Source organism: Stenotrophomonas sp. PS02300 (genome assembly GCF_029959395.1).
Classification (GTDB): domain Bacteria; phylum Pseudomonadota; class Gammaproteobacteria; order Xanthomonadales; family Xanthomonadaceae; genus Stenotrophomonas; species Stenotrophomonas maltophilia_AD.
This window is the reverse complement of sequence record NZ_JASCOP010000029.1, coordinates 12,679-38,069: the sequence shown is the minus strand read 5'-3', so window position 1 is coordinate 38,069 and position 25,391 is coordinate 12,679. Positions and strand designations below refer to the sequence as shown.

Annotated in this window: 17 protein-coding genes; 5 read left to right on the top strand and 12 right to left on the bottom strand. The window is 66.1% G+C overall.

From position 1 onward, the window contains the following. Positions 1-159 precede the first annotated feature (159 nt). Complete coding sequence (locus QMX79_RS07975; protein WP_282246114.1) at positions 160-1,500, top strand: RHS repeat-associated core domain-containing protein; 1,341 nt, start codon at positions 160-162, stop codon at positions 1,498-1,500. Between the two features lie 84 nt (positions 1,501-1,584). Beyond that, positions 1,585-2,931, top strand: coding sequence for a ribonuclease domain-containing protein (locus tag QMX79_RS07970; RefSeq protein ID WP_282246111.1), 1,347 nt, complete (start codon positions 1,585-1,587; stop codon positions 2,929-2,931). A gap of 28 nt (positions 2,932-2,959) precedes the next feature. On the opposite strand, the gene QMX79_RS07965 is transcribed toward QMX79_RS07970, so the two are convergent. The 10 genes from QMX79_RS07965 to QMX79_RS07920 all read right to left on the bottom strand — a co-directional run bounded on the left by QMX79_RS07965 (position 2,960) and on the right by QMX79_RS07920 (position 16,720). Continuing rightward, entirely contained in the window at positions 2,960-3,790 is an 831-nt protein-coding gene (locus QMX79_RS07965) for an endonuclease/exonuclease/phosphatase family protein (RefSeq protein ID WP_282246121.1), read from the bottom strand. Between the two features lie 8 nt (positions 3,791-3,798). Further along, positions 3,799-6,933 (bottom strand): discoidin domain-containing protein, encoded by a 3,135-nt coding sequence (locus QMX79_RS07960; RefSeq protein WP_282246109.1) that lies wholly within the window; start codon positions 6,931-6,933, stop codon positions 3,799-3,801. A gap of 47 nt (positions 6,934-6,980) precedes the next feature. Beyond that, positions 6,981-7,817, bottom strand: coding sequence for a carbohydrate ABC transporter permease (locus QMX79_RS07955; RefSeq protein WP_068853078.1), 837 nt, complete (start codon positions 7,815-7,817; stop codon positions 6,981-6,983). Further along, positions 7,814-8,695 (bottom strand): sugar ABC transporter permease, encoded by an 882-nt coding sequence (locus QMX79_RS07950; RefSeq protein ID WP_068853081.1) that lies wholly within the window; start codon positions 8,693-8,695, stop codon positions 7,814-7,816. The genes QMX79_RS07955 and QMX79_RS07950 overlap by 4 nt, the downstream gene beginning before the upstream one ends. Continuing rightward, entirely contained in the window at positions 8,692-9,969 is a 1,278-nt protein-coding gene (locus QMX79_RS07945) for a sugar ABC transporter substrate-binding protein (RefSeq protein ID WP_282246119.1), read from the bottom strand. Before QMX79_RS07945 ends, QMX79_RS07950 begins: the two co-directional genes overlap by 4 nt. A gap of 45 nt (positions 9,970-10,014) precedes the next feature. Continuing rightward, entirely contained in the window at positions 10,015-11,628 is a 1,614-nt protein-coding gene (locus QMX79_RS07940) for a glucoamylase family protein (RefSeq protein ID WP_282246101.1), read from the bottom strand. A gap of 158 nt (positions 11,629-11,786) precedes the next feature. Beyond that, positions 11,787-14,846 (bottom strand): TonB-dependent receptor, encoded by a 3,060-nt coding sequence (locus QMX79_RS07935; RefSeq protein ID WP_282246100.1) that lies wholly within the window; start codon positions 14,844-14,846, stop codon positions 11,787-11,789. Positions 14,847-14,941: 95 nt separating this feature from the next. Continuing rightward, positions 14,942-16,006, bottom strand: coding sequence for a LacI family DNA-binding transcriptional regulator (locus QMX79_RS07930; RefSeq protein WP_282246098.1), 1,065 nt, complete (start codon positions 16,004-16,006; stop codon positions 14,942-14,944). Between the two features lie 148 nt (positions 16,007-16,154). Beyond that, positions 16,155-16,424, bottom strand: a complete 270-nt coding sequence (locus tag QMX79_RS07925) for a BolA family protein (protein ID WP_282246096.1) — start codon at positions 16,422-16,424, stop codon at positions 16,155-16,157. Further along, complete coding sequence (locus QMX79_RS07920; protein WP_282246094.1) at positions 16,421-16,720, bottom strand: YciI family protein; 300 nt, start codon at positions 16,718-16,720, stop codon at positions 16,421-16,423. Before QMX79_RS07920 ends, QMX79_RS07925 begins: the two co-directional genes overlap by 4 nt. A gap of 304 nt (positions 16,721-17,024) precedes the next feature. Between QMX79_RS07920 and QMX79_RS07915 the strand changes: the two genes are divergently transcribed. From QMX79_RS07915 to QMX79_RS07905, 3 genes are read left to right on the top strand one after another with little or no spacing between them, the layout of a single operon-like run. Beyond that, positions 17,025-17,930 (top strand): ScpA family protein, encoded by a 906-nt coding sequence (locus tag QMX79_RS07915; RefSeq protein WP_282246092.1) that lies wholly within the window; start codon positions 17,025-17,027, stop codon positions 17,928-17,930. 15 nt (positions 17,931-17,945) lie between these two features. Continuing rightward, positions 17,946-18,896: an SMC-Scp complex subunit ScpB gene (gene scpB, locus QMX79_RS07910; RefSeq protein ID WP_282246090.1), complete on the top strand. Its 951-nt coding sequence runs from the start codon at positions 17,946-17,948 to the stop codon at positions 18,894-18,896. Beyond that, entirely contained in the window at positions 18,889-20,649 is a 1,761-nt protein-coding gene (locus QMX79_RS07905) for a pseudouridine synthase (RefSeq protein WP_282246088.1), read from the top strand. Before scpB ends, QMX79_RS07905 begins: the two co-directional genes overlap by 8 nt. A gap of 40 nt (positions 20,650-20,689) precedes the next feature. Here QMX79_RS07905 and QMX79_RS07900 read toward each other — a convergent pair whose 3' ends face one another. Both QMX79_RS07900 and QMX79_RS07895 read right to left on the bottom strand, forming a co-directional pair. After that, a complete protein-coding gene (locus QMX79_RS07900) occupies positions 20,690-21,124 on the bottom strand; it encodes a hypothetical protein (protein ID WP_282246086.1) in 435 nt (144 codons plus the stop codon). Positions 21,125-21,239: 115 nt separating this feature from the next. Next, complete coding sequence (locus tag QMX79_RS07895) at positions 21,240-25,382, bottom strand: DUF1592 domain-containing protein (RefSeq protein ID WP_282246084.1); 4,143 nt, start codon at positions 25,380-25,382, stop codon at positions 21,240-21,242. Between the last annotated feature and the right edge of the window lie 9 nt (positions 25,383-25,391).

Below are 25,391 nucleotides of genomic sequence, written 5' to 3'. Positions count from 1 at the left end.
CGGCCCGGCCGTGCGGGGCTGCGCAAACAAGACCGCCCCCCCCGGCCCACGGGCGGCTGTCTGCGTTAGGGCCAACGTAAAGCCGCAGGCACTTCGACAAGCCGTTAACGCATCCCGGTGCAACGTCACTCCTGCGGGGGCGCATGCTGAGGGAATGCCATGTCTTCTCTTTCCGGCGCATTGAACGCGCCCGCCGCCCACTATCGCTACGACGCCGAAAACCTGCTGGTCTGCAGCGGCACGGCCAGCAATCCGTTGTGGCGTTACTGGAAGGGCGATGCTGTGGTCAATGCTGTCGATGCACGGCAGGAACTAAGCTGGTCGTACTTTCGGGGGCAGCGGGTCGGCACGCTGCGCAGCGGCACGTCCGCCACCATCACGCTGTTGGGCGCAGACCATGCCGGCTCGGTCCTGGTGGAAGCCGATACGGACATCCGCCACCCGTGCTACACGCCGTACGGCTATATGCCGTCAGAAGCTGCAGAACCGCGCCCGGCGTTCAACGGCGAACTGCTCGACGAGGCCACGAACTGTTACCTGCTCGGTCCGGGCCACCATCGCCCTTACAGCCCCACGCTGCACTATTTCCTGGCGCCGGATGCACTCAGCCCCTTCGACGAAGGCGGCCTGAATGCATATGCCTATTGCGCCGGCGATCCGATCAATCGCATGGATCCAACCGGTCACTTCTGGAAATGGATCGTGCTGGGTGTCGCCGCTATCGCGGCCGTCGCCAGCCTGGGCGCCCTGGCGGCCCCATTGATCACCGGCAGCGCGGCGCTGACCGCCTCCGCGCTGGGAGGCGCGGTAATCAATGCGGTGGGCGCTGCGGTTGAACTGGGCGCACTGGCAGCTGAAGCCGCTGGAAGTGACACGGCGGCAAGCATTCTAGGATGGATCGGGCTGGGTATCACTGCCGCGGGGGTTGTCACTGCATTGCCCTCCATTGCCGCAAAGGCGAGCCGCCGCGTGGCGAAGCGTTTGGCGGGGGCATCGCGCACGGCCAAGCTTGCCGATGCCTCAACGCCTTCAGGTGGCTGGCATACAGGAGGTCACCTTCAGCTGAGTGACGGCTCGCAGCTATCGCCGCGCCCGCCTTTCGAGGGCAGGGAGTACATATCGCACATGCCTAAAAAGCGATCTCCGTCCAACTCGCCCCCCGTCCAGAACCCTCCCCGGCCACTCCTCTACAAGGACCTTGGCCCGCACGCGAAGGAGACGCTTGAAAAAATCCGGACCGGCGCCCCGACCGACTTTCCGGGATACGACGGCATCGCCTACTACAACCTCAACAACTATCTCCCCCCGTCCACGAAGGCGAACCGCTACGTGGAGTACTCCGTTCCGAACCCCAACCAGGCTGCCCGGGGTACCCACAGGCTGGTGCTGGGTGGCCTGAACCCAACGGGTCCCAAGAACGTGTACTTCTCAGGCGACCACTACACCACCTTCAGGAGAGTGATATTTGAACCGACCATGGATCCCTGGTATCCGCGCTGAAGGCCTCGCGGTAGCCACTCGACGCCTCGTTAACGCAGCCGCGCGCATCTTCCCGCCTGCGGGGGCGCACGCTGAGGGAATGCCATGTCTTCTCTTTCCGGCGCATTGAATGCGCCCGCCGCCCTCTATCGCTACGACGCCGAAAACCTGCTGGTCTGCAGCGGCACGGCCAGCAATCCGTTGTGGCGTTACTGGAAGGGCGATGTTGTCACCAACGCCGTCGATGACAGCAAGCAACTGAGCTGGCCGCACTGGGGCAGCCAACAGGTCGCCATGCTGCGTACCGGCGCGGATGCAGCCATCACGCTGCTGGGCGCAGACCAGGCCGGCTCGATCCTGGTTGAGGCCGATACCGAAGTTCGTCCCCAGTGCTACACGCCATACGGCTATCTGCCGTCAGAGACGGCCGATCCACGCCCGGCGTACAACGGCGAACTGCTCGACCCTGCCAGCGGCTGCTACCTGCTCGGCGCCGGTCACCATCGCCCGTATAGCCCAACGCTGCACTGTTTCCTGGCGCCGGATGGGCTGAGTCCGTTCGATGCAGGCGGCATCAATGCATACGCCTACTGCGCCGGCGACCCGATCAATCGGACGGATCCAACCGGCCACTTCTGGAAATGGATCGTAGCGGGCATTGGCGCGGTGGCGGCCGTCGTCAGCCTTGGCGTGCTTGCCGCCCCGCTGGTCGCGGGAAGCGCGGCGCTGACGGCCTCTGCCGTCGCCGGCGCCGCCCTCAGCACCGTGGGCGCGGTGGCCGAGATCGGTGCAATCGCAGCGGACGCTGCGGGGCATGATTCCGTTGCAGCCGCCCTGGGCTGGGTGGGACTGGGTGTCACTGCGGTGGGGGTTGTCACCGCGCTTCCTGCTATCGCGAAGGCAGGCACGAAGGCCATGAGGGGACTGAGCAGGGCGCTACGATCAGGATCCAGATCGGGTGACTCAGTGCCGCTGATCGCCCGGTCGACCCAGGAGTACACGACAAGCTACAGGGCCACCATGACCCTCGAGGCACCCGCGCTGCGCCAGAGAGCCCCAGCCGCCCCACGACCACGAGCGGCGCCTCGAGCTGCCCCTGCCGCCGAGGTCGTCACGCATGACGGAAAGCCGTTGCGCAGCATGGCGTTCAACGAGCTGGAAAACGAAGAACGACGGATGCTTCTCTACGCCGTGCGTGGCAATTCCAACAAGTTCAAGCACGGTCGAAAGGACGGGTCCATTTTCTACAACGACCAGGGCAAGCTCCCCATCAAGCGTCCGGGGCACTACCGGGAGTACACCGTAGATGACTACAAATCTGAATTCCGTGGAGCACGTCGCGTTGTTCTGGGTGGCCTGAAAAGGCACGGTCCGCAGGACGTGTATACGACCGACGACCACTACAGAAGCTTCATGGAAATACGAAAGCCCAAAGAATGGCCCCGGTATTGACCATCTTCTTCACTGCGACGGGCCCTTCCTACGGCGCGAACTGCAGGCGGGTCCACACGCCGTAGTGGTCCGACGCCCACCGCCCTTCCGCATAGGGCTGGTCGAACAGCAGCTTCGCTTCGCGCGCCAGCAGCTTGTCCTGCTGGAAGAAGATGTGGTCGATGCGCGAGGGTGCGTCGTAGTAGTGCCGGTTGAGCGTACTGACCTGCGCCAGTTCGTTGTTGACGTGCACGCTGCCATAGCTGTCGCCGTAGCGCTGGCGCAGTGCGCTCAGGTCGCCGGCGTCCACCAGCGCGTTGAAATCCCCGGCGATCACCACGGGCACATCGTCGGCGGTGCCGGCGATGAACTTCAGAAGGTCCGCCACCTGCTCGCCGCGGATCCTGCTGCCGCTTTCATCCGAGCGTTCGTTGAGGTGGGTGGCGTAGAGGTTCACCGCCTGCCCGTCCACGTCGATGCGCAGGTGCGCCACCGTGCGGTAGTCGGTGCGCGGCGCCAGCAGGTGCTCGCCGCGCGCGAGGACCGGGCGGCGGGTCAACAGCGCATTGCCATAGCGCTTGAAGCGCCCCGGCGGGTCGGTCGACACGAACTGGTAGTCGTACCCCAGCTTGCGCGCCAGCCACGCGGCCTGGTTGCGCACGTGCGGCTTCTGGATCACTTCCTGCAGCGCGATCGCGTCCGGCTGCAGCGCTTCCAGCTCGCGCAGGATCACCTCGCGCCGCTGCGACCAGTTTTCGCGGTCATGGTGCAGGTTGAAGGTCACCATGCTCATGCCCTTCCCCGCCGGCTCGGCCGCGCGCGCCGGCAGCACCGCCAGCGCACAGGCCAGCAGCACGCCGAGCATGCCGGTGCGCGCCATTACCGTGCTCACGGCGCCTTGCGTTCGGCGCGCCGCACCGATGCCGGGATCTGCACTTCAACCTTCGCGGGCACCTGGGTAATGCGCAGCTCGCCGTTGAGCCACTGCGCCGGCTCGCCGTTGATGGTGGTTTCACCGGGTTCGCCACTGAACGGCCACGGCAGGATCACCCCGCCCTGCGGCATCACCAGCCCCGGCGCGACCTGCAGCGTGAGCTGCCTGTCGCTGCGGGCCAGCGTGTAGCTGAGCTGTCCGTTCGGCGTGCGCAGGCCCTTCACCCCGACCCCGGCGCCGTCCAGCCAGCGGCTGGGCACGCCGGCGGCCAGCACCAGGCTGTCATCCACGTCGCGGTTGTAGGCGAACATGTCCAGCGCCGAGCGCACGAAGTCCGACGCCACCCAGGCATGCGGCAGGTCGCCGACGAAGAACGGCTTGCGCGGCGTGTGCGAGACCACTTCGGCCCACTGGTTCCAGGCCTGCGGCGCGCGGTCCTTGAAGAAGAACTCGGTGGCCTGCCAGGCGCGGTCGCGCCAGCCCAGGCGCACGAACGCGGCCACGTTGCGCCACTCGTACGGGGTGTAATCCTTCCACTCGCGCTTGCCGTCGCGGCGTTCCTCGAACTGCTTCCAGTAGCGCTCGAAGGTGTTGTCCAGGTACGGCTGCGGCAGCCGGCCCTGTTCGCCGCCCGGGGCCAGCGCGATGGTGGTGGAGGTCGCGTCGAAATCGCCCAGCTCGGCCGAACCGGGCAGGAAATCGATCTTGTGCAGCGCCGTGGCTGCCAGCAGCGAGGCATGCAGGTCATCACGGAACTGGTCGCGCGATTCGGCGATCTGCATCGCCTCCAGCTTGCCCAGCGTGCTGGCGATGATCGCCGCGTCCTTGTAACCGCGCAGCGCCCAGAAGTTGTCCCAATACGAATGCATCGGCTTGGCCGAATAGCCTTCGTGGCTGATCGACACCGGCATCATCCCGTAGAAGGCCGGGTTGCGGGCGCGGTTCTCTTCGGTGCGCTCGCTCAGGCGCAGCTGTTCCATGTACTGGTAGGCACCCTGCACGTGCGGCCACATGAGTTCCAGGAACGTGCTGTCACCGGTGTAGCGCCAGTACTCGGCGATGTTGAAGATCAGCTCGCCATGGCTGTCGTTTTCCGGCACCGGGTCGGCGCCGCGCGGATCCACGCAGCACGGCACCTTGCCGTTGTCGAACTGGTACGGCGCGTACCAGTTCACGTACTCGCGCACCGCATCGCTGCGACCCATGCGCAGCAGGCCTTCGGAAATCATCGCGCCATCGCGGATCCAGCTGCGCGAGTACGAGCGCGTGCCCGGCTGCAGGCTCGGGCCGATCCGCGAGATCAGCATGTGCGCCAGCGCGGTGCGCAGCGTATCGGCCAGCGGCTTGCCCGCCGCCGGTACCTGCAGCGCCACCTGGTCCAGCTTGGTGCGCCACATCGAGGCCACCTGCTGCTGGGCCTTGTTGGCGTCGAAGTCCTTCGGGGTGGTCCACGCGCCGGTCTGCGGCAGCACGATGGCCACCTCTTTGCTCTGGCCCGGCTCCAGCCGCCAGCGGTACAGCAGCGCGCCCGAGGCCAACCCGGTGGCGTCGCGCACTTCCGTGGCGGTGGACAGGTTGCCGCTGGCCAAGTGGGTGACCTCCAGCTTGCCATCGAACGGGCTGGCGAACGCCGCGTCCGGGGCCTGCACCGGGTACACGCGCGGCGTGCCGTTGACCTCGACCTGGCCCGGTTCGAAATCCAGCGTATCGATCCGGCTCACCCCGCCCACGGTGTTGAGGAACTGCCGCGGCGGATTCACCTGCCACGGCCGCACGGCCAGGGCCAGGGTGTAGTCGTGCGCCACCTTGTCCGGGTTGTGCAGCGTGTAGCGACCCACCAGCTGCGCCTTGTCCCGGCTGCCCTGAACGAAGCCGGTCACCTTCAATGCGGCCTGGGGGTGGGCCCAGTCGACGCTGGCGATGGGCAGGTAATCGTCCTGCAGCGACTGTTTGGCCTCGACATCGGCCCAGCTCAGCACCTTCTTGTCGACCACCACGAACGGCTCCACGCTGAAGCTGGCCTTGGCCACTTCCAGCGCGCCGTCCTCACCGATCAGCGCCTGCTCGCGGCCGCCGTCCAGGCCCAGCAGGGTCCAGTACGGCTGCTCACCGCTGAAGCCGCGCGGCACGAAGCCCCGGGTCAGGTCGGCCCCGACCGATTCAACGAACTCATTGGGCGTGCCGGCGAAATCCAGCGGCTTGATCGCGATGTCGCGGATGCCGTAGCGCCAGCTCCTGCCGTTCTTCAGGTCGAAGCGCAGGTAGCGCGCTTCGGTATCGGGCAGTGCCAGCCAGTCGCGCTCGCCGCCACCGCCGGCGGTGATCTCACGCAGGGTGCGCCAGTCGCGGCCATCCACCGACGAGCGCACCACGTAGCGGGTGGCTTCCAGGCCGGGCACCCACTGGATCACCGCGCCACCGAACTCGCGCACGTTGTGCAGGTCCAGGCTGATGGTCTGGTCGGGTACGCCGCCGCTGATCCACACCGTGTCCGGCTTGCCATCGGCAATGCGGCTCTGCAGCGCGGTGGCGGTATCGGCGATCACCGACGGCGCCAGCGCCGAGGTGTCGGCCGGCGGCAGCGCCTGCAGGGTGAGCCGGTCGAAGCAGACCGTGCCGCGCCCGCCGACCTTGCTGTAGATGGTGAACTCCACCGCCGCGCTGTTACGCAGGGTCTTGTCCGGGTCCGGGCCCCAGGCCTTGTCGATCTGGCGCTGGCGGTACTGCACCGGCGTCCAGGTCTTGGGGAAGGCGTAGCCGGGGCGGTTGACCCACCACACGTTGTCGCCGCTGGCATCGATCAGCTTGAACTGCAGGTCGTTGCCGGGCGAATCCCCGCGCAGCTGGAAACCGACCTGGTAGTTGTCCGGCCAGGTGATGGGCAGTTCGCGGCGGATCGCCACGTAGCCGGAGACCTCGTGGAAGTCGTAGTCCACGCACAGCGCGCGGCCGCCATTGGCACCGGCCACGCTGCGCAGCGAACCGCTGACCTGGTCGGACACCACCAGCTTCCAGGGCGACATGTCGTCGAAGCTGTCCAGGACCTTGGGCGCCGCCGGCACCGCCGGGGGCGCGGCAGGCGCCGCCATCGACCACACCAGACCCAGACCCAGAACCCCCGCGACGACGGCACGCTTCACCCTTTCACACTCCCCAGCAGCAGACCTTGGATGTAATAGCGCTGCAGCACCAGGAACAGTGCCAGCACCGGAACCACCGTGACCACCGCGCCGGCCATCATCATTTCGACGTCCATGATGTGTTCGCGCGACAACGTGGCCAAGGCAACCGGCAAAGTGTAGTGCTCCTGGTCGGTCAACACGATCAGCGGCCACATGAAATCGTTCCAGGCGCCCATGAAGGTGAAGATCGACAGGGTCACCAGCACCGGCTTGAGCATCGGCAGCACGATCTGGAAGAAGATGCGCAGCTCCCCTGCCCCGTCGATGCGGGCCGCTTCCAGCAGCTCATCCGGAATGGAACGCGCGTACTGGCGCACCAGGAAGATGCCGAACACGCTGGCCAGCGCCGGCACGATCACCCCCCCGAAGCTGTTGACCAGGCCCAGCTGCTTCATCAGCAGGAACAGCGGCAGCATGGCCACCTGCGCCGGGATCACCAGCGCGGCCAGCAGCACCTGGAAGATGCGCTCGCGGCCGACGAAGCGCAGCTTGGCGAACGCATAGCCGGCCATGGTGTTGAGCAGCAGCGAACCCAGCGTGATCGCCAGCGAGACGAACAGGCTGTTGACGAAGTTGTTGGCCATCCCGGTACGGGCGAACAGCTCGTGGTAGTTGTTGGTGGTCACCGACGAAGGCAGCAGCGGCGGCGGGAAATGCGCCGCTTCGCCGGTCGGCATGAACGACACCGACAGCATCCACAGCAGCGGCGCCAGGCTGACCGCGGCCAGCACCAGCAACCCGCCGTTCACCCACCACGCATGCCAGCGCGACTGGCCAATCTCACGACTCATACCAACTGCCTCTTGCGGCCGAAACGCAGCATCAGGCTGGTTACCGCCAGGATGATCAGGAACAGCAGGAACGCCACGGCCGACGCGCGACCCAGGTTCCACCACTTGAAGCCTTCCTCGAACATGAAATACAGCACGCTCACGGTGCTCTGCAGGGGGTCGCCGCGGGTCATCACGTAGGGTTCGGCGAACAGCTGGAAGTAGCCGGACACGGTGATCACGCCCACCACCAGCAGCACCGGGCCGAGCATCGGCAGGGTGATGTGCAGGAACTGCTTCCAGCGCGAGGCGCCATCGATGCGCGCGGCCTCGTACAGGTCATGCGGGATCGCCTGCAGGCCGGCCAGGAAGATCACCATGTTGTAGCCGAAGTTCTTCCACACCGCGAACAGCATGATGGTGGGCATGGCCCAGTTCGGGTCGCCCAGCCAGTCGATCGGGCTGATCCCCAGGTGCCCCAGCCCGTAGTTCACCAGCCCGTAGCTGGTATGGAACAGGTAGCGCCAGATCACCGCCACCGCCACCAGCGTGGTCACCACCGGGGCGAACAGCGCGGTGCGGAACAGCGCCTTGAAGCGCGCGGCCGGGGCGTTGAGCAGCATGGCCGCGCCCAGCGAGACGCCAATGGACATCGGCACGCCGACCACCACGAAATACGTGGTGTTCCACAGCGACTTCCAGAACATCGGGGTCTGCAGCAGGTCGATGTAGTTGCCCAGGCCCACGAAGCGCAGGTTGCCGCCATCGGCCAGCGCGTACAGGTCGAAGTCGGTGATGCTCAGCGCCAGCGCCGAGAACACCGGCAGGCCGAAGAACACGCCGATCACCAGCAGCGAGGGCCCGGCGAAGATCCAGCCGGCAAGCGAACGCTGCTTCATGGCAGCACCTCCGGCGCGGCGCCTTCTTCGGTCTGCGTGCGCTGCCCATGCATCCAGCGGCGCTTGGCCAGTACCTTGTCCACGCGGTCATCCAGTCGATTCACGGCTACATCCTGGTCCAGCCCACCGCGCACCACCTGTTCGGTGACGATGCGCATTTCCTGCACGATACGTTCCCACTCCAGCACCTTCGGGGTCGGCCGCACGCGCTCGAGCTGGTCGCGGAACGGTTGCGCCAGCGGGTCGTTGGCCAGCGACGGGTGTTCCCAGGTGCTGCGCCGCGGCGGCAGGTCACCGATGATGGAATGGAAGCGCTGCTGGATATCGGGGCGCGACAGGAACTCGATCAGCTTCCACGACGCTTCCTTCTGCTGCGAACCGCGGAAGATCACCAGGCTGGTCCCGCCGGCGATGCCGGCGCCGGGGCCATCCGGGCCCGGCAGTGCGGCGGTGCCCCACTTGCCTTCCAGTTCCTTGGGCTGCAGCTTCTTGAACTCGCGGATGTTCCAGGGGCCGGACAGGTAGAACACGTTGAAGCCCTTGAAGAACTCGTCCCACACGTTGGAGATCTGGGTTTCGGACATGCGCGGGGCCCAGCCCTGGGCGAACATTTTTTCGTAGAACGCCAGCGTGCGGCGGAAGCCGGGGCTGCGGAAGTTGCCACGGGTGTCGTGGTCGCGCAGCAGCGGATCAGGCTGCTGCAGGGCGAAGGACAGCTGCTGCTCGAATTCGTTGATCGGCATCAGCACCGCATAGCGGTCCGGACCCTGCATCTTCTTGATCGCCGCCATCATGGTGTTCCACTCGTCCCAGGTGCGCGGCGGGTGGTCGAAGCCGGCCTTGGCCAGCAGGTCCTTGCGGTAATACAGCAGGCGCGTATCGACGTACCACGGCACCCCGACCAGCTCGCCGTTGATGACGTTGGTATCCCAGATGCCCTGGAAGTAATCGGCCGGGTCCACGACCTTGGACTGGGCCACGAACGGCGCCAGCGGGGTCAGCGTGTTGAGTTCGGCGAACTCGGGAATCCAGGTGTTGCCCAGCTGGCACACGTCCGGCAGCCCATCGGCGGCGAACGCGGTGAGCAGCTTTTCATGCGCGGCCGTCCACGGGATGTTCTGCACATCGACGTGGATGCCGGGGTTGTCGGCTTCGAATTCGCGGATCAGTTCGCTGACCACTTCCGCTTCGCGGCCCATGGCCCAGAAACGCACGGTCACCCCTTCCGGTTCCTTCCGGCAGGCACTCAACAACAGGCTGCCGGCAACCAGCAGCACAACACTCACCCACAGCTTGGGGCGCGACGACAATGGCACTGCTTACTTCCCCTGGGGCTGGTTGCGGTTCGAATTGGAATTGTTCTTCTGTTCCTGCGCGGCGGCCGCGCGGGATTCGGCGATGCCCATCGAGCGGGCCGAAGCGGCCTTTTCATCCTTCTCCAGCTCCATCGGCTGGTCTTCGCCCTCCGGGGTGAGCCAGCCGCCGGTGAAACCGGCGCGCTCCAGGCCGCGACGGATGTGCGGGTTGTTCTTCATCGTGTCCCACACGAAATCATTGCGGTAGTTGGCGATCATGGTGAGGATCGGGCCCTGGTCGATGCCGATGTAATCGCTGGCCACCCAACCACGGTCGGGCACGATGCGCCCGGTCTTGAGCGGGATGTCGAAGTTGAAGCTGGGGTTGAACGAATCCAGGAAGCCGTAGCTGGAATACAGGTAATCGCCGTAGCGCTTGTGCATTTCCAGCGTGGCCGGAATCACTTCTTCGGGGGCAAACACCACCGAGGCGATCGCCGCGGTCGGGGCGATGGTGCCGTCGTCGAAGTTCTCGCGCAGGCCGGCGCCGCGCGACGAGTAGTGGCGGAACTGGCGCTGCTCGCCACGGAATTCCTGCGTGGTGTTCTGCGGGCCATCGCTGGCGGTCAAGCCCCACACGTTTTCGCCGTACTCCTTCCACTGCGCCGGGTTGGCGATGGCGTATTCGCGCTGGGCCAGCGCGGCCGAGCGGCTGTTGAGGAAGTAGGTGCTGCCGCGTTCGCGCATGTACGCGTCCTGGATGTCGCGGAAGTCGATCCAGACGTGGGTGTACTGGTGGCCGAACAGCGGGCCGAAGGACAGGTATTCCTGGCCCTGGAACACGCCCCAGTCGTTGTCGTAGGTACGCGTCCACACGGTCCACGCATCCGGGCTCACCGGGTGGGTGGGCGAACCGAGCGCGAGGATGTAGACCATCATCGCTTCGTTGTAGCCCATCCAGTCGTGGTCGATGAAGCCACTCTCCGGGAACCAGCCCATCGAGATCAGCGGGGCGCGCTGCTGCAGCCACGGCCAATCCACGCGCTTGTACAGCGTATCGGCGATGGCGCGGATTTCTTTCTCGCGCGAATCATCGCCGGTGTAATACGACTGGGCGAACAGCACGCCCATCATCAGCAGTGCGGTGTCCACGCTCGACAGTTCCACCCAGCTGTCATAGCGGTGGCCCTGCTGCATGTCCAGGAAATGGTAGTAGAAGCCCTTGTAACCGCCCTTGCCGGTGCGCTGCGGGCCCATCGGCATGTCGCGGAAGAACTTCAGGGTGGTCAGCGTGCGGTCCACGGCCTGGGTACGGCTGACCCAGCCGTTCTCCACGCCGATCGGGTACGCGGTCAGCGCGTAGCCCACCGAGGCGATGCTGGCGAACGGGCGCGACGGATACCGGTCCGGGCTGAGCCCGTTGACTTCATTGGTTGTGTCCCAGAAGAACTGGAACGTGCGGCGTTCGATATCGTCGAACAGCGGGGGCAGTTCTGGTTTCATCGGGCGCGGGGGAACGTCGGCCTCTACGAGGATGACCGGCGGCTTGGGTTTGGCCGGCGTGTCCTGCGCCTGCGGCTTGCAGCCGACCACGGCTGCCGCCAGTACTGCCAGTGCCAATACGCGGGGTACCTTCATCGTGCCAACCCTCCGGAATCTTCGAATTTCAGGCCAGCATAGCGGGCCTTGGAGTGAAATCGTTTACAGCTTGGGTTCATTAAAAACCGGTTCTCCCCGGTCCACGTTGACACGCAAGGCGTGTCACTACGCGGACCGGGGGACCGGTCGTTGTTACGTCAGAAGCGGAAGCCCACTTCTGCCTTCACCTGGCGCGGCGTACCGACGATGTCGCCGGTCTCGTTGTAGCTGGCCAGCAGCTTGCCGTTGGACTTGGTGTAGTTGTAGTTGGAGAAGTTGTCGAAGTTGAACACGTTGATGATGTCGATACGGGCGTACAGCTCGGTTTCGCCCGGCATCTTGAACGTCTTAGTGGCCTGCAGGTCGACCGAACGGTAGCCCCAGATCTTGCCACCGAGCAGGAAGCGACCGTTGCCATCCGGCACGGCTGCGCCCGGGGTCGGCAGGTCGAAGCCGGTGGACTGCGTGACCGGGTACCAGTCGTTCACTGCGGTCGGGGTCGCCAGGGTGATCTTGCCACCGAAGGTGATATCCCAGAAGCCAGCGTACGAACCGGTCAGCACGATGCGGTGACGCGGTGCACCGTTGGAACGGATGGTCGGGTAATCCTCGATCAGGCCGCGGTCGAAGGCGTAATGCTCGTTGATGTCGCGGTTGTGGCGGGCCGTGGTCCAGGTGTAGGCGATGGAGGTGCCCCAGCCGCTTTCCTTGGTGAACGGCTTCTGCGCCGACAGCAGCACCTGCGTGGCACGGGTCTTGATGCCCTGCTGGCCGATGATCAGGCTGCCGAAGCCCGGGATGTTGCAGCTCCACGCCTGGCTCAGGCCCGGCGAGGTGCCACCGCACAGGCGCGGGTCATCGAAGAACTCGCCGGTCGGGTAACGGTTGCCCAGGGTGAAGGCGAAGCCGTCATAGGTCAGCGTACGGGCGATGGTGGCGTCGGTCAGCCAGTCGCCGACCTGGTTGGACATGCCCAGGCTGAACTGGTCGGCGTACGGCGCCTTCAGGTTGTTGTTGAGCATGTCCACTTCCAGCCCGGCATTGCTGGTGGAACCCACCAGGGCCTGCAGGTTCTGGATGCCGTTGAGCAGGTTCGGATCCCAGTCGTAGCAGGCGGCCTGGCCATTGAGGCAGGCGCCGGTGGCCGGGTTGCGGAAGTAGATGGTCGGCTGCGGCAGGGCCAGCTTGGTGGTTTCCAGCTGCAGGTAGTCGAACAGGTCGCGGTCGTAGGAACGGCCGGCACCACCGTGGATCACGTGCTGCTCGTCGGCGTTGATGTCGTACGAGAAGCCCAGGCGCGGCTGCCAGGCATTCTTGAATGCCTTGCGGTTGTGGCCGTTGCTGATGTAATCGTTGATGTTCAGCCCGCCCAGCGCCATCGACTGCGCGTAGGTCTGGCCTGCGGCTGCACGCGGATCCTGGCTGTTGAGGGCCGCCACCACTTCCGGCGGGGTCACGAAGTCCAGGTAGGTCGGGTTCTTTTCGTAATCCCAACGCAGGCCGAGGTTCAGCTGCAGGTGGTCGTTGACCTGCCAGTCGTCCTGGATGAACAGGCCGATCTGCTTGACCTTCGAGCGCACTTCACCGGTCACGCCGGAAACGCCGGTCACCGGCTTGACGAACTGCGCCTTGTACGGGATATCGGACGGGAAGTCCGGATCGCCCAGGGTGTAGGTGAACTGCGGGTTGATCTCCTGCGCGTCGGACGCGTACAGATCAATTTCCTTGTACTTGGCGCCCATCTTGATGGTGTGGTCGCCGGCCCATTCGATGCCGTCCAGGGTCAGGTTGTCTTCGATCGACCAGCCCTTCTGGCCCTTCACCTGCGAATCCAGCGCCGAAGCGCCGCCGATCTGCACCAGGGTGCGGTCGTCGGTGCCATCCGGTGCGGTGTACACGTAGCCGTTGGCGATGGTCAGCGGCACCGGGTTGTTGAACGAATCTTCGTGGGTGAGCATCAGCTCGTTGTAGTAGCGCTCACCGCTGTGGTTCCAGCGCAGCGCGTAACGACGGTCGGTGTTCTCGGTTTCCTTGCCGTGCGACGGCGCGGTCTGCCCACTGAACTGCTGCTGGGTCTCGTCGCGGTCCTGGAAGGTCAGCTCGATGCGATCGTTGTCGGTCGGCTCCACGTCGATCTTGGCGAAGATCAGGTCCTGCTGGAACGGCTGGCTGGCCGGGCCCAGCTGGGCGGCGGCATCGGCCGGCAGCAGGCCGACGCGGTTGGTCACCGAGCCTTCCGGGGCGATGGTCACCGGCAGGTCGAAGCGCTTGGCTTCGTAGGTCACGAAGAAGTGTGCCTTGTCCTGCACGATCGGGCCGCCCAGGGCGAAGCCGTATTCCTTCTCGGCCGACACTTCCTTGCTCTTGCCGTCCTGGCGCTCGGCCGGGGTCTTGGCGCGCATGTCTTCGTCGGTGTAGCGGTAGAACGCCTCACCCTTGAATTCGTTGGTGCCGGACTTGGTCGCGGCGGTCACCGCGGCGCTGGAAACCTGGCCGTATTCGGCCTTGTAGTTGCCGCTGATGACCTTGTATTCGCCAATGGCCAGCTGCGGGAACGGGTTGCCGGCGCTGCCGGACTGGCCGGCCACGCCGCCGCCCTTGACGTAGCTCTTCTGGCCCACGCCGTCGATGTAGACGTTGGTGCCGTCGGCATTGGTGGCACCGCCGCGCAGCGAGGTGTTGCCCTTCGCATCACGGGTGAAGATCATGCCCGGCACCGCGTCGGCGAATTCCAGGAAGTTGCGCGACACCTGCGGGGTGGTCTGGATCTGCTGCAGGCTCACCGTCTTGCCCACTTCGGAGGTGCGCACTTCCTGCAGCAGGGTCGGCGCGACCACGTTCACGGTGTCGAGGTTGGTGGCGTTGGCGGTGCTGCCATTGGCCGGGGCGCCGCTGAAGTTCAGCGTCGCGGTCGAGGCCACGGTCACCGTCACCTTCTGGGTCTGGCCGTTGGCCACCACGTCATAGGTGCCCGGGTCCAGGCCCATCAGCGAGTAGCTGCCATCGGCGCGGGTGCTGGCGCGGCGGACGCTGCCGCTGGCGACGTTGGTGGCGGTGACTTCGGTGCCGGCTTCGGCCTGGGCGACCTGGCCACGCAGCGAAGAGGTGGCCGACTGGGCCATCAGGGAAGGTGCGGCGCCCAGCAACAGGCAGCTGACCAGTGCGCTCGACAGCAGGCGGCGGGCCGGCATGCGGGTGCGGTGATTGGAATACGTCATGTAAATCTCCGGGTGGTGGAAGCCGTCATTGCGGCCGCCTGTCTTTTTTTTTGGTTACGTGAATTACCGATACCGCGTTTCGACCATCCAACGTGTCACGACCAACGGTCGTGACCTACCGCGTTCCGACCTTCGGTCGGAACGCTGGAATCACGCACGATCAGGGTCGGTACAAGTGTCTGCTTGTCACCGGCCGTTTCCGTGTTGTTGCCATCCATCAACTGCAACAGACGCGTCGCCGCCTTATCGCCAAGCTCGGCGATACTCACCTGCATCGTTGTCAACGAAGGGTGAACGAAACGCGCCAGCGGGATGTCATCGAAGCCTGCCAATGCCACATCCGCAGGCACGCGCACGCCGGCCTGCGCGAAGGCATACAGGCAACCGAGCGCCATCATGTCGTTGGCTGCGAACACCGCATCGGGCAATGCACCGGCGGCCAGCAGCTCCTGCCCGGCGCGGTGGCCGGAGGCTTCATCGAAGTCGCCGGGCAGCTCGATGCCCTCGGCCGCACTGCCGAACGCCTCCAGCGCATCGCGGAATCCACGCAGGCGTTCGCGCGCATCGAAATTCAGTTCGGGGCCGCCGATGAAGGCGATGCGGCGGTGGCCGGCCTCGAGCAGGTGCGCGGTCATCGCCATCGCACCGGCATGGTCATCGATGCTCAGCACCGGATGATCCTGCTCGGGCAGGTAGGTGTTGATCAGCACCGTGGGCAGCGCCTGCGGCAGGTTGTCGGTCAGGAAGCCGGGGCTCTCCGCATACGGGGAAAGCACCAGCAACCCGTCCACCCGGCCGCGCATGGCACGCAGGGCCGCGCCCTGCTGCTCCTGGTCGCCGTGGTAGCTGGACACCAACAGGTGCTGGCGGCGCGCACGCGCCACCCCGTCGATGCCGCGCATCAGCTCGGAGAAGAATTCGCCATACAGGTCGGGCAGCACCACACCGATGGTGTTGGTGCGCCGGCTGCTCAGGCTGCGGGCCGCCGCGTGCGGGGTGTAGCGCAGGCGCGCCGCCACCTCCAGCACCAGCTTGCGCACCGGTTCGGCGACGTTTTCATGGCCATTGAGCGCACGCGATACCGTCGCCACAGAGACGCGGGCTTCGCGGGCTACATCTTTGATAGTGATAGCTGCCTTGTTCACCTCGCCGCCCTCCACGGCTTAGAGATCTGGGCTTGGCGCGGAATGTAAGCGTTTTCAAACCCAGATGTAAACACTACGTTAGGCAAATGTCGCACGGCGGTAACCTCGGGATGTCCTGGAAAGGTCGTCCCGGGACTCGCCGGGACAAGGCGGGACAAGGGTTTCAGCCCTTTTTTGACGGCGCTTCGGCACGGATGGACAACGCGTGGATATCGGTCTCCATCAGGGTGCCCAAGGCGTTGTAGACCGCGCGATGGCGCGCAAGTGGCAGCTTGCCTTCGAAGGCGGCGCTGACCACGTGAACGTTGAAGTGCCCGCGCCCATCGCGCGCGCCCTCATGGCCGGCGTGTCGGTGGCTGTCGTCCTCCACCTCCAGCAGTTCCGGGTCGAACGCGGCCTGCAGGGCCGCCCGGATCAGCTCGACCCGGCTCATGGCAGCACCTTGCGGAACGGACGGACCTCGGTGCGCACATAGACGCCGGCCTCCACGTAGGGATCGGCCGCTGCCCAGTCCTGGGCATCAGTGAGCGAATCAAACGCGGCAATCACCACGCTGCCGCTGAAGCCGGCCGGGCCCGGGTCTTCACTGTCGATGGCCGGGCACGGGCCGGCCAGCAGCAGCCGCCCTTCGTCGCACAGGGCCTGCAGCCGGGCCAGATGGGCCGGCCGGGCCGACAGGCGGGCGGCCAGCACATCGGTGCCGTCATAGCCTTCAATCACATACCACACGGGCAACTCCTGGGGTTCAGCTAAACAAACGCCGCGATTCTAGCCCGCCTCGCTGGACACTGCCGTTGTGAAGCCGTACTCTTGACCACATTGCACGTGGCTGGACGCAGCAACCCTGTGGCTACAGGGCCCCACTGCCCCACACCAGCACACGTAGACGACCTCCCGTAGTTCTGTCGCTGCATTTGAGCAGCGCGTCCTGCTGCTGTTTGAAATGTCATGGCTAGCGATCCTGCCGCCCGGGTGTTCCGGTTGCGGGCCAGGCGCAGCAAACTGGTCCGTTGCAATACCGACGTCAATCTTGATGACCTCTGAACTCGCGCTCGACGCGAACCCGCAAATCCGGCCGACCGCCCCTCAGCAGCAGGAAATGCCGCTGGCCGTGGTGCATGGGCAACCGGTCCTGCAGATTCCGCAGGACCTGTACATCCCGCCGGATGCGCTGGAAGTCATCCTGGATGCCTTCGAAGGTCCATTGGACCTGCTGCTGTACCTGATCCGCCGGCAGAACCTGGATATCCTGGATATTCCGGTAGCCGAGATCACCCGCCAGTACGTCGAATACATCAACGTCATGCAGGAGCTGCGCTTCGAACTGGCGGCCGAATACCTGGTGATGGCGGCGATCCTGGCCGAAGTGAAGTCGCGGATGCTGCTGCCGCGGCCGCCCAGCGTGGAAGGCGAGGAAGCCGACCCGCGCGCGGAGCTGGTGCGCCGGCTGCAGGAATACGAACGTTTCAAGCAGGCTGCCGAAGACATCGACGCCCTGCCCCGCCAGGACCGCGACACCAGCCTGGCCCATGCCTTCGTGCCCGACCGCGCGGCGATCAAGCTGCCGCCGCCGGTGGACCTGAAGGAAATGCTGATGGCGCTGCACGACGTGCTCAAGCGCGCCGAGCTGTTCACCGGCCACGCGATCAAGCGCGAGGCCCTGAGTGTGCGCCAGCGCATGGGCGATGTGCTGGGCCGTCTGGAAGACGGCAGGTTCTACCGGTTTGAAACGCTGTTCACCGCCGAAGAAGGCAAGCTGGGGGTGCTGGTCACCTTCCTGGCCCTGCTGGAACTGGCCAAGGAACAGCTGCTGGACATCGTCCAGGAAGCTCCGCTGGCGCCGATCTACGTCAAGTCCCTGGCCGCCGGCAACACCAACGAACCGCTGCAGTTCAACAGCGAGTTCGACGACAACGACGCCGCCAACGAATCCGACTGAGCACCCGACCCACGCATGGATCAACCGCTGATCAACCGTATTGTCGAAGGCGCGCTGCTGGCTTCCAGCCAGCCGCTGACCCTGGCCCAGCTGCAGGGCCTGTTCCCGGAAGAGGAACCGGCTCCGCCGGGCAGCATCGAACGCGCGCTGGAACTGCTGCGCGAAGGCTGCGCCGACCGCGGCGTGGAGCTGGTCGAGGTTGCCTCCGGCTTCCGCTTCCAGGTCACCAACGAAGTGCACGGCTTCATCACCCGGCTGTGGACCGAACGCAAGACCCGCTACACCCGTGCCACCCTGGAAACGTTGGCGCTGATTGCCTACCGCCAGCCGATCACCCGCGGCGAGATCGAACAGGTCCGTGGCGTGGCGGTCAGCAGCAACATCATCCAGGCGCTTGAAGAACGCGAATGGATCCGCGTGATCGGCCACCGCGACGTGCCCGGCAAGCCGGCGCTGTTTGGTACCACCAAGGGCTTCCTGGACTATTTCGGCCTGAAGCGCCTGGACGAACTGCCGCCGCTGTCCGAGCTGCGCGACCTGGGCGAGCTGGAGCCGCAGCTGCCGCTGGACAACGACGGCCAGCTGGCCGGCCGGATCGCCGCAGGCGTGGCGGGCCCGGAGCCGGATCCGGATGGCACCCCGGAACCGGAACCGGAACAGGAACAGGACCCGGCTGTCGCCCGGGCCGCCGCCCGCGCTGCCCTGATGGCGGAGCGACTGGCGGAACAGGACGCAGAGCAGGACAATATCGATACCCCATCCCATGCGCCGTTGTCGCTCCCCGACGACGACGCGGATACGACCGCCAGCGATGGCGACCCCGATACCGTGCCGGGAACCCGCGCGGCGCACCAGAACGAAACCGAAAACAACGCCGTCGCGAAGACGACCGTGGCTGTTGACGAAGCCGATCCCGAACCAGAGGCCGACGAAACCGTCGCCGGCCGGAGCCAAGTAAATGAGTGACACCCCCCGCAAGCTGTCGTTGAACAAGCTTTCGCTCAAGCGCGAAAACGAAACCGAACAGCCCAAGCTCGAAGAGCGCCTGCACAAGGTGCTGGCCCAGGCCGGCCTCGGCTCGCGCCGCGCGCTGGAACAGCGCATCGCCGATGGCCTGGTCAAGGTCAATGGCGAAGTCGCCCAGACCGGTCAGTCGATCAAGAGCGGCGACAAGGTTGAACTGGACGGCCGTGGCTTTGTCGCCACCGCGCTGACCGAAACCTCGCGCGTGCTGGCCTACAACAAGCCCGAAGGCGAAGTGACCACCCGCGAAGATCCCGAAGGCCGCCCGACGGTGTTCGAAGCGCTGCCGGCCCTGAAGGGCGCGCGCTGGATCGCGATCGGCCGCCTTGACATCAACACCACCGGCCTGCTGCTGGCCACCACCGATGGTGAGCTGGCCAACGCGATGATGCACCCCTCCTACGAGGTCGAGCGCGAATACGTCGTGCGCGTGCGTGCCCCGGAAGGCGAAGAGAAGGTGCCCGACAGCATCGTCGACCGCCTCTCCCGTGGCGTGGCGCTGGAAGACGGCCCGGCCAAGTTCGACGAGATCGAACGCATCGGCGGCACCGATTCGCACGACTGGTTCCGCGTGGTCGTCAAGGAAGGCCGCAACCGCGAAGTGCGCCGCCTGTGGGAATCGCAGGGCTGCCAGGTCAGCCGCCTCAAGCGCACCCGCTACGGCAAGGTCTCGCTGCCGCGCGAACTGCTGCGTGGCCAGTCGGTGGAACTGCCGGCCAAGCAGGTTGAAGCGCTGCGCGCCGAACTGAAGCTGGAAGAAGGCGCCCCGTCGGCGCTGACCCTGCAGCCGGTGATCGGCCAGCGCCGCGCCGCCAAGACCACCGTGCGCGTGTCGCGCGAAGGTGGCCGCGGCAACGCCTACGTCAACGGCCACAACCAGGCCGATGAAGGCCGCGAACTGCGCCGTTTCGACAACGTGCGCGAAGAGCGCGGCCGTGGACGCGGCGGCAAGGGCGGCGGCTTCAAGGGTGGCCTGACCGTCACCGGTGAAGCGGCGGCCAAGCAGTCGCAGCGTCCGTTCAAGCAGCGCCCCGACAAGGGCAACCGTGCGCTGCCCGAAGGCAACCCGGCCGCGTTCCGCAGCTGGTACGTGCCCGATGGCGTGAGCACCGGCCCGAGCAACCACCGCAACGCCGGTCCGGGCGCTGCCCGTGGCCCGGGTGCGCGCGGTCCGGGTGCCGGCGCAGGCGCCGGTGGCCAGGGCCGCCCGTACGGCAAGCCGAAGGGTCCGGGCGGCGCAGGCGGCCAGGGCCGCGGCAGCTACGGTGAGCAGGGCCAGGGGCGTGGCGGTTTCGGTGGCGAAGGTCGCGGTGAAAGCCGTGGCGGCTACGGCGGCCAGGGCCGTCCGGCCGGCGCGGGTGCTGGTGCGGGCAACCGCGGCGGCCAGGGCGCACAGCGCCACCCGTACGGTCACCCGGGCAATGCCCCGAGCTTCCCGTCCGATCACGCCAACCCCGGCGCCAGCCCGTACGGCAACAGCCGTCCGGCCGGTGGCCGTCCTGCGGGCAACCGCGGCCCCGGCGGCCCGGGTGGCAACCGCGGCCCGGGTGGCCCCGGCGGCAACCGCGGTCCCGGTGGTCCGGGCGGCAACCGTGGCCCGGGTGGCCCGGGCGGTCGTCCCAGCGGTGCACGCCCGGGGGGCAACCGCGGTCCCGGCGGCGGTGGCCACCGTGGTGGCGGCCCGCGCGGCGGCTGATGGATTGAACGAAAAACCCGGTCAATGACCGGGTTTTTTCTTAACGACGCTCGATGGTGAAGCGGCTGCCGGCTACACCCAGGTCCCAGCCCTTGCCGGTACCGGCCAGCGCCAGCGAGACATCGCCCTTGGTCACTACCTGTGCGCTGCTGGAGCGGTCCGCGCCCGCGTGGGCTTCCACCGCGGCGTACGAGCCGATCAGGTCGTTGAGCGAATAGGCGCCGGAGAACCGGCCCTTGCCGTCGGTGATGGTCGATTTGCCGACGGTGAGGCCGCCGCCCTTGACGCTGATCTTGACCGGAATGCGGGCGCCGTTGTCGCAGGTGATGGTGCCCGTGCCGGAGGCGGTCTTGTAGATCACCGACCAGCCGGCCAGGTTGTAGTGCAGTTCGCAGTCGATGTTGCCGGCGGCCTGCGCGGCGGGAACCGCGCCCAGGCCGGCCAGTGCGATGCATGCAAGGAAACGCTTCTTCATGGCGGTGTACTCGTGCCGGTGAGGTGACGACGCCGAATCTAGCAGATCGCACGCAGCCCCCACCGCACCCTGCAACACCCGTTCAGGCCAGCGTTGCCCGCTGCTGACATCATGCTCACTTCGGCTTTTTCTTTGCCTCCTCCGCGTCCACGCGACGGCGCATCGTTTCGGCCATCAGCAGGGTCGACGCCAGCTTGCGCATGTCGCCGTCCTCGAGCAGCTTGTCGCGCGCCTTGGATACGGTGCCCAGGCTGGTCCGGTCCGGACGGGCGCCCATCGCGTAGCGATAGAAGCCGCTGGCAAGGCAGGCCATCGCCTCCCTGTTGTCCGGAACGTGTTCGGCAATGCCACGGACATCGTCGATGTGGTCGATCCAGTTGCCACCGGAGGTGTTGATGAACGGCCCGGACGCATCGATCGGCACATGCTGGTCGGTGTAACCCTCGTTGATGGCCAGCTCGGTTTCGCGCAGTGTCGCGGTCTGGTCGAAGTTCTCCAGGGACGCGCCGGTGTCGTTGAAGTACTGGTGGCAGGTCCAGCAGGTGCCGTTGGATGCCTTGGGCCCGGTGTTGATATCCCACTTCTCGCGTTCGCCGATCGGCCGGTCCGGGTACGGGTCCGGCTCCGGGCGCAGCGCATTGGAGGCGAAGGACTGGCAGAACAGACTCTGCCGGATCGTGAAGCCACGCATGACCAGCGAGGTGGAATTGTCATTGGCGTACTTGACCGGGAACAGGCCCGCGTTGAGGATGCCGCCGCGCCAATGCGCCTGCTCGGCCGTCAGCGTGACCTTCTGCAGCTCGCTGCCGGTGACCCCACCGATTTCATAGTGGCTGGCCAGCTCGGCATTGAGGAACGTGTAGCCGGGATTGAAGGCTTCGCGGACCGTGCCGGAGCCGACGCGGAAGTTTTCCTCCTGGGTCAGCCTGAACTCATCGCGCATTGCCTGCACCATCGGAGCCGCCAGCCCCGAGCGCGGTGACACCGGAATGCCGGGGCTCAGGCCGGCGTAGTAGGACACGAAGCGGGTCAGCTGCCGTGCCGCGCGCGGGTCCTGCAGCATGCTATCGACCACCTGCTGCAGCTGCGCTTCCGTCGCCAGTTCGCCGTTTTCCGCCTTGTCCAGCAGCGCTTCGTCGGGCGTTGTTCCCAGCAGGGTGAACGACAGCGCGGTGGCACGCTCATAGGGGGTCAGGTTGAAGAAGTCGCCTTCGGCATCCTTCACCCCCAGCTCCGAGCGGTACAGGAAATAGGGCGAGGCCAACATCGCCAGGGCCACCCCGCCCACGCCGCCTTCCGGTTGCGCATATACGGCGGCATACCGGGTCTTTTCGGTGGCCGACAACGGCCGCCGGAACAGCGCGCGCCCCAGGTTCGCCACGAAGGCATCGGCCGTGCTGCCGTACCGGGTAGCCAGCGCGGCGGCGTCGATCGCATCGTGCACCTTCAACGAGACGTCGTAGTACTTGCGGACATCCTCGGCGGTGAACGTACCGGCGATGGCCTCGATGGGATAGATGAAGTCCGCGCCATTGATCTTGTTCTCCGGCAGGTCCTGCGCATCCACCGCTACCTCCAGCACGTCGTGCACGGCGTTCGCATACTCGGTCCGCGCCAGCATGCGCAGTTGCCGCGGACCGGCCTGCGCACCCGGCTCCGTATATGCACGCCACACCGTGCCCACCAGGTAGTCGGCCACTTCCGATGCGCACACGCCATCGCAATGGGTGCCGTTGGCGGTCATGTTGGTGGTCATGCCGGTGATCTTTTCCTTCAGCGCCTCGACGTTGTCCACCCAGCGCATCGCCTTGACCGGATCGTCCCAGCTGCTGGCCGAGTGGCAGCCCACACAGCCATCCGGGTCGTCCAGCAGTACCTGCTTGCCCAGGTCTTCCACGGGTGTGTAGGCCGCGGTGCGGGTGAAGGGCGGGCTGTCATAGTCGACCTGGAAGCGCTCGCGCATCGGCGCGGGGTACGCCTTCTCGGTGTACGGGTAATGCACCGTGTAGTCGCCCACTTCCAGGGGCACCTTGGTCTCACCGCCCCAGGGAACGTCCACCGGGACCCAAGCCTGCTCGCCCCTGCGCAGCATCACCTGCCAGGTTTCGGCCAGCGCACCGTCCGGCTTGGCGGGCGCCGTCAGGGTAAGTTCCACGTTTACATCGGGCCTCTCGATGTACGTGGCGGCAATCTCAACATCGTTCGCGTCCGTGCTCAGCGTGGCATGCATCTCACGCTTTTCCGGCACCCACTCATCGAACGGCTTCCATTCCACCCTGTAGTCACCATGGGGCAGGCCTTCCAGCGTCAGCTTCTCGCGCCATGCCAGGCCGAAATAGCGGCGTTCCCCGTCCGGGCCGGTGAGGAAGCCCACCAGCTGCTGGCCTACCAGCTCCGGCGCGGGCGGCGCCGGCGCCGTCATCGTCAACGCCGTGTCCGGCAAGCCGTCCTCGGAGTAGCTGAGGCGGTAGATGACACCGGAGACGTCATCGGACACCAGCAGTGAGCCGTCCGGCATCGGCAGGAACTCCACGGGGCTGCCGACGCAGCCATTTTCCTGCATGCAACCGGAGGGCGTGGTGGGGCCGGTGCCGCGCCAGCCCTGCACCAGGGGGATGGACGACTCGACCGTATCGCCTTCCAGCGTGAACATCGTGATGTTCATGCCCGGGCGTTCATCGCTGCCCTTGCTGTGCACCGCCGCCAGCATGTACTGCTTGCCCGGCTTCGGCGCGTAGCCCTTCCAGAAGCGGATGCCCAGCGGCCCGTAGTTGCTGCCGAAGTCGAAGGCGGGCGGGCTGTAATGACGCGGGTTGATGTCCGAGGGTGCCTTGTCGCTGAGGATGGCGCCGTGCGGAATCCGCAGACCATCCAGGTCTTCCCGGCGTTCCCACTCCGAGTCGGTGATGCCGGTGGTGTCGCGGCCGAACACATAGGGCGAACCGTAGTGCCTGGCGGCACGGAACGAATTGAAGACATTCAGTTCGTCGGCGTTGTCGAAACCGTCGCGGTTGTTGTCGCCAAACCAGACGGTATCGGTGGCCGGTTGCCAGTCCAGGCCAACCGCATTGCGCACACCGCGCGCCATGATTTCAGACGCACCGGTGCTGGGATCTACCCGCAGCACGGTGCCATAGCGCGGATCCTTGGGGGTCACGCACACGTTGCACGGAATGCCCACCGCCGTATAAAGGCGCTCATCAGTAGGGTCGAACGTGTTGAAGTGCAGCGGATGCTTCTGGTGGTACCAGCGCCACGGTGGCACGTTCGGCATCGGGAACGCGGGGTCGTCGGCAGGGTATTTCCATATCTGGGCACCCTTACGGGCGCCATTGCGATACGTCGTGTCGATGTCGTCGATCCGCCCCAGGCTGCCGCTGGTCGCGTAGTACAGCGCGCCCTTGCGGTAGGCAACACCATGCGGCTCCTCCAGCCCGGTGGCGATAACGTAGGTGGCTGCGACACCGGTTTTCTGCGCGTTCAATTCCAGCGCGTACAGCGCCTCGGCGCGCCGGTTGGCAGTGTTGCCCTCGCCCACCGGCACATCGGCCCAGTGCGGAATGGAACTGCTGCCTACGTACAGCACGGTGCCCGCGTCGTTGAGCGCCATCTGCCGGGGCTGGTCCAGCCCCGAGGCGAACAGCTCGATCCTGATGCCTGGCAAACCCTTCAACCGGGCCGGATCCGGCAACCGGCGGAAGCGCGGCTTGAACACGATGTTCTGGCCGGCCGGTTCGGTCACCCGGATCACCCGCCCCGTGTCCATCGGCGCGCCCACCGTGTTGCTGTCCAGAATCAGCACGTAGTCGCACTGCTTCAGGTCTTCGACGACGACCGTCTGCCCCCAGCTGCCGCTGATCGGGTGAACGTCTTCGCCGCACTGGAGTTTTCCGGTGATTTCGCCGGTGGCCTCACCCGTGCCGAACTCGATGTTGGCCGGCAGCTCCAGGGTGATGCGGCTGCCCTGCGGATCGGGGTCCGGGCCCATGCAGGCTCCCAGGTGCGTCCAAGTGCTATCCCAGAAGGCGTTCTGCCCGTCCGGCTCGTAGTTCGACTGGTTGCACCACGCGGCGTGTCCATAGCACTCGTAGCGCTGGCCCAGGTTCTGCACCGTGTCGCCGACGCTGTATCCGCCGTCGGCGACCCATTGCGGATCCTCGCAGGCCGCCTCGAACGGCGCGGACCTGTCGTCGCCCTTGCCGCATCCCCCCAACACGAGCGCCAATGTCAGCGCCACCACCGCTATCCGGGCCTTCATCGGAGTCCC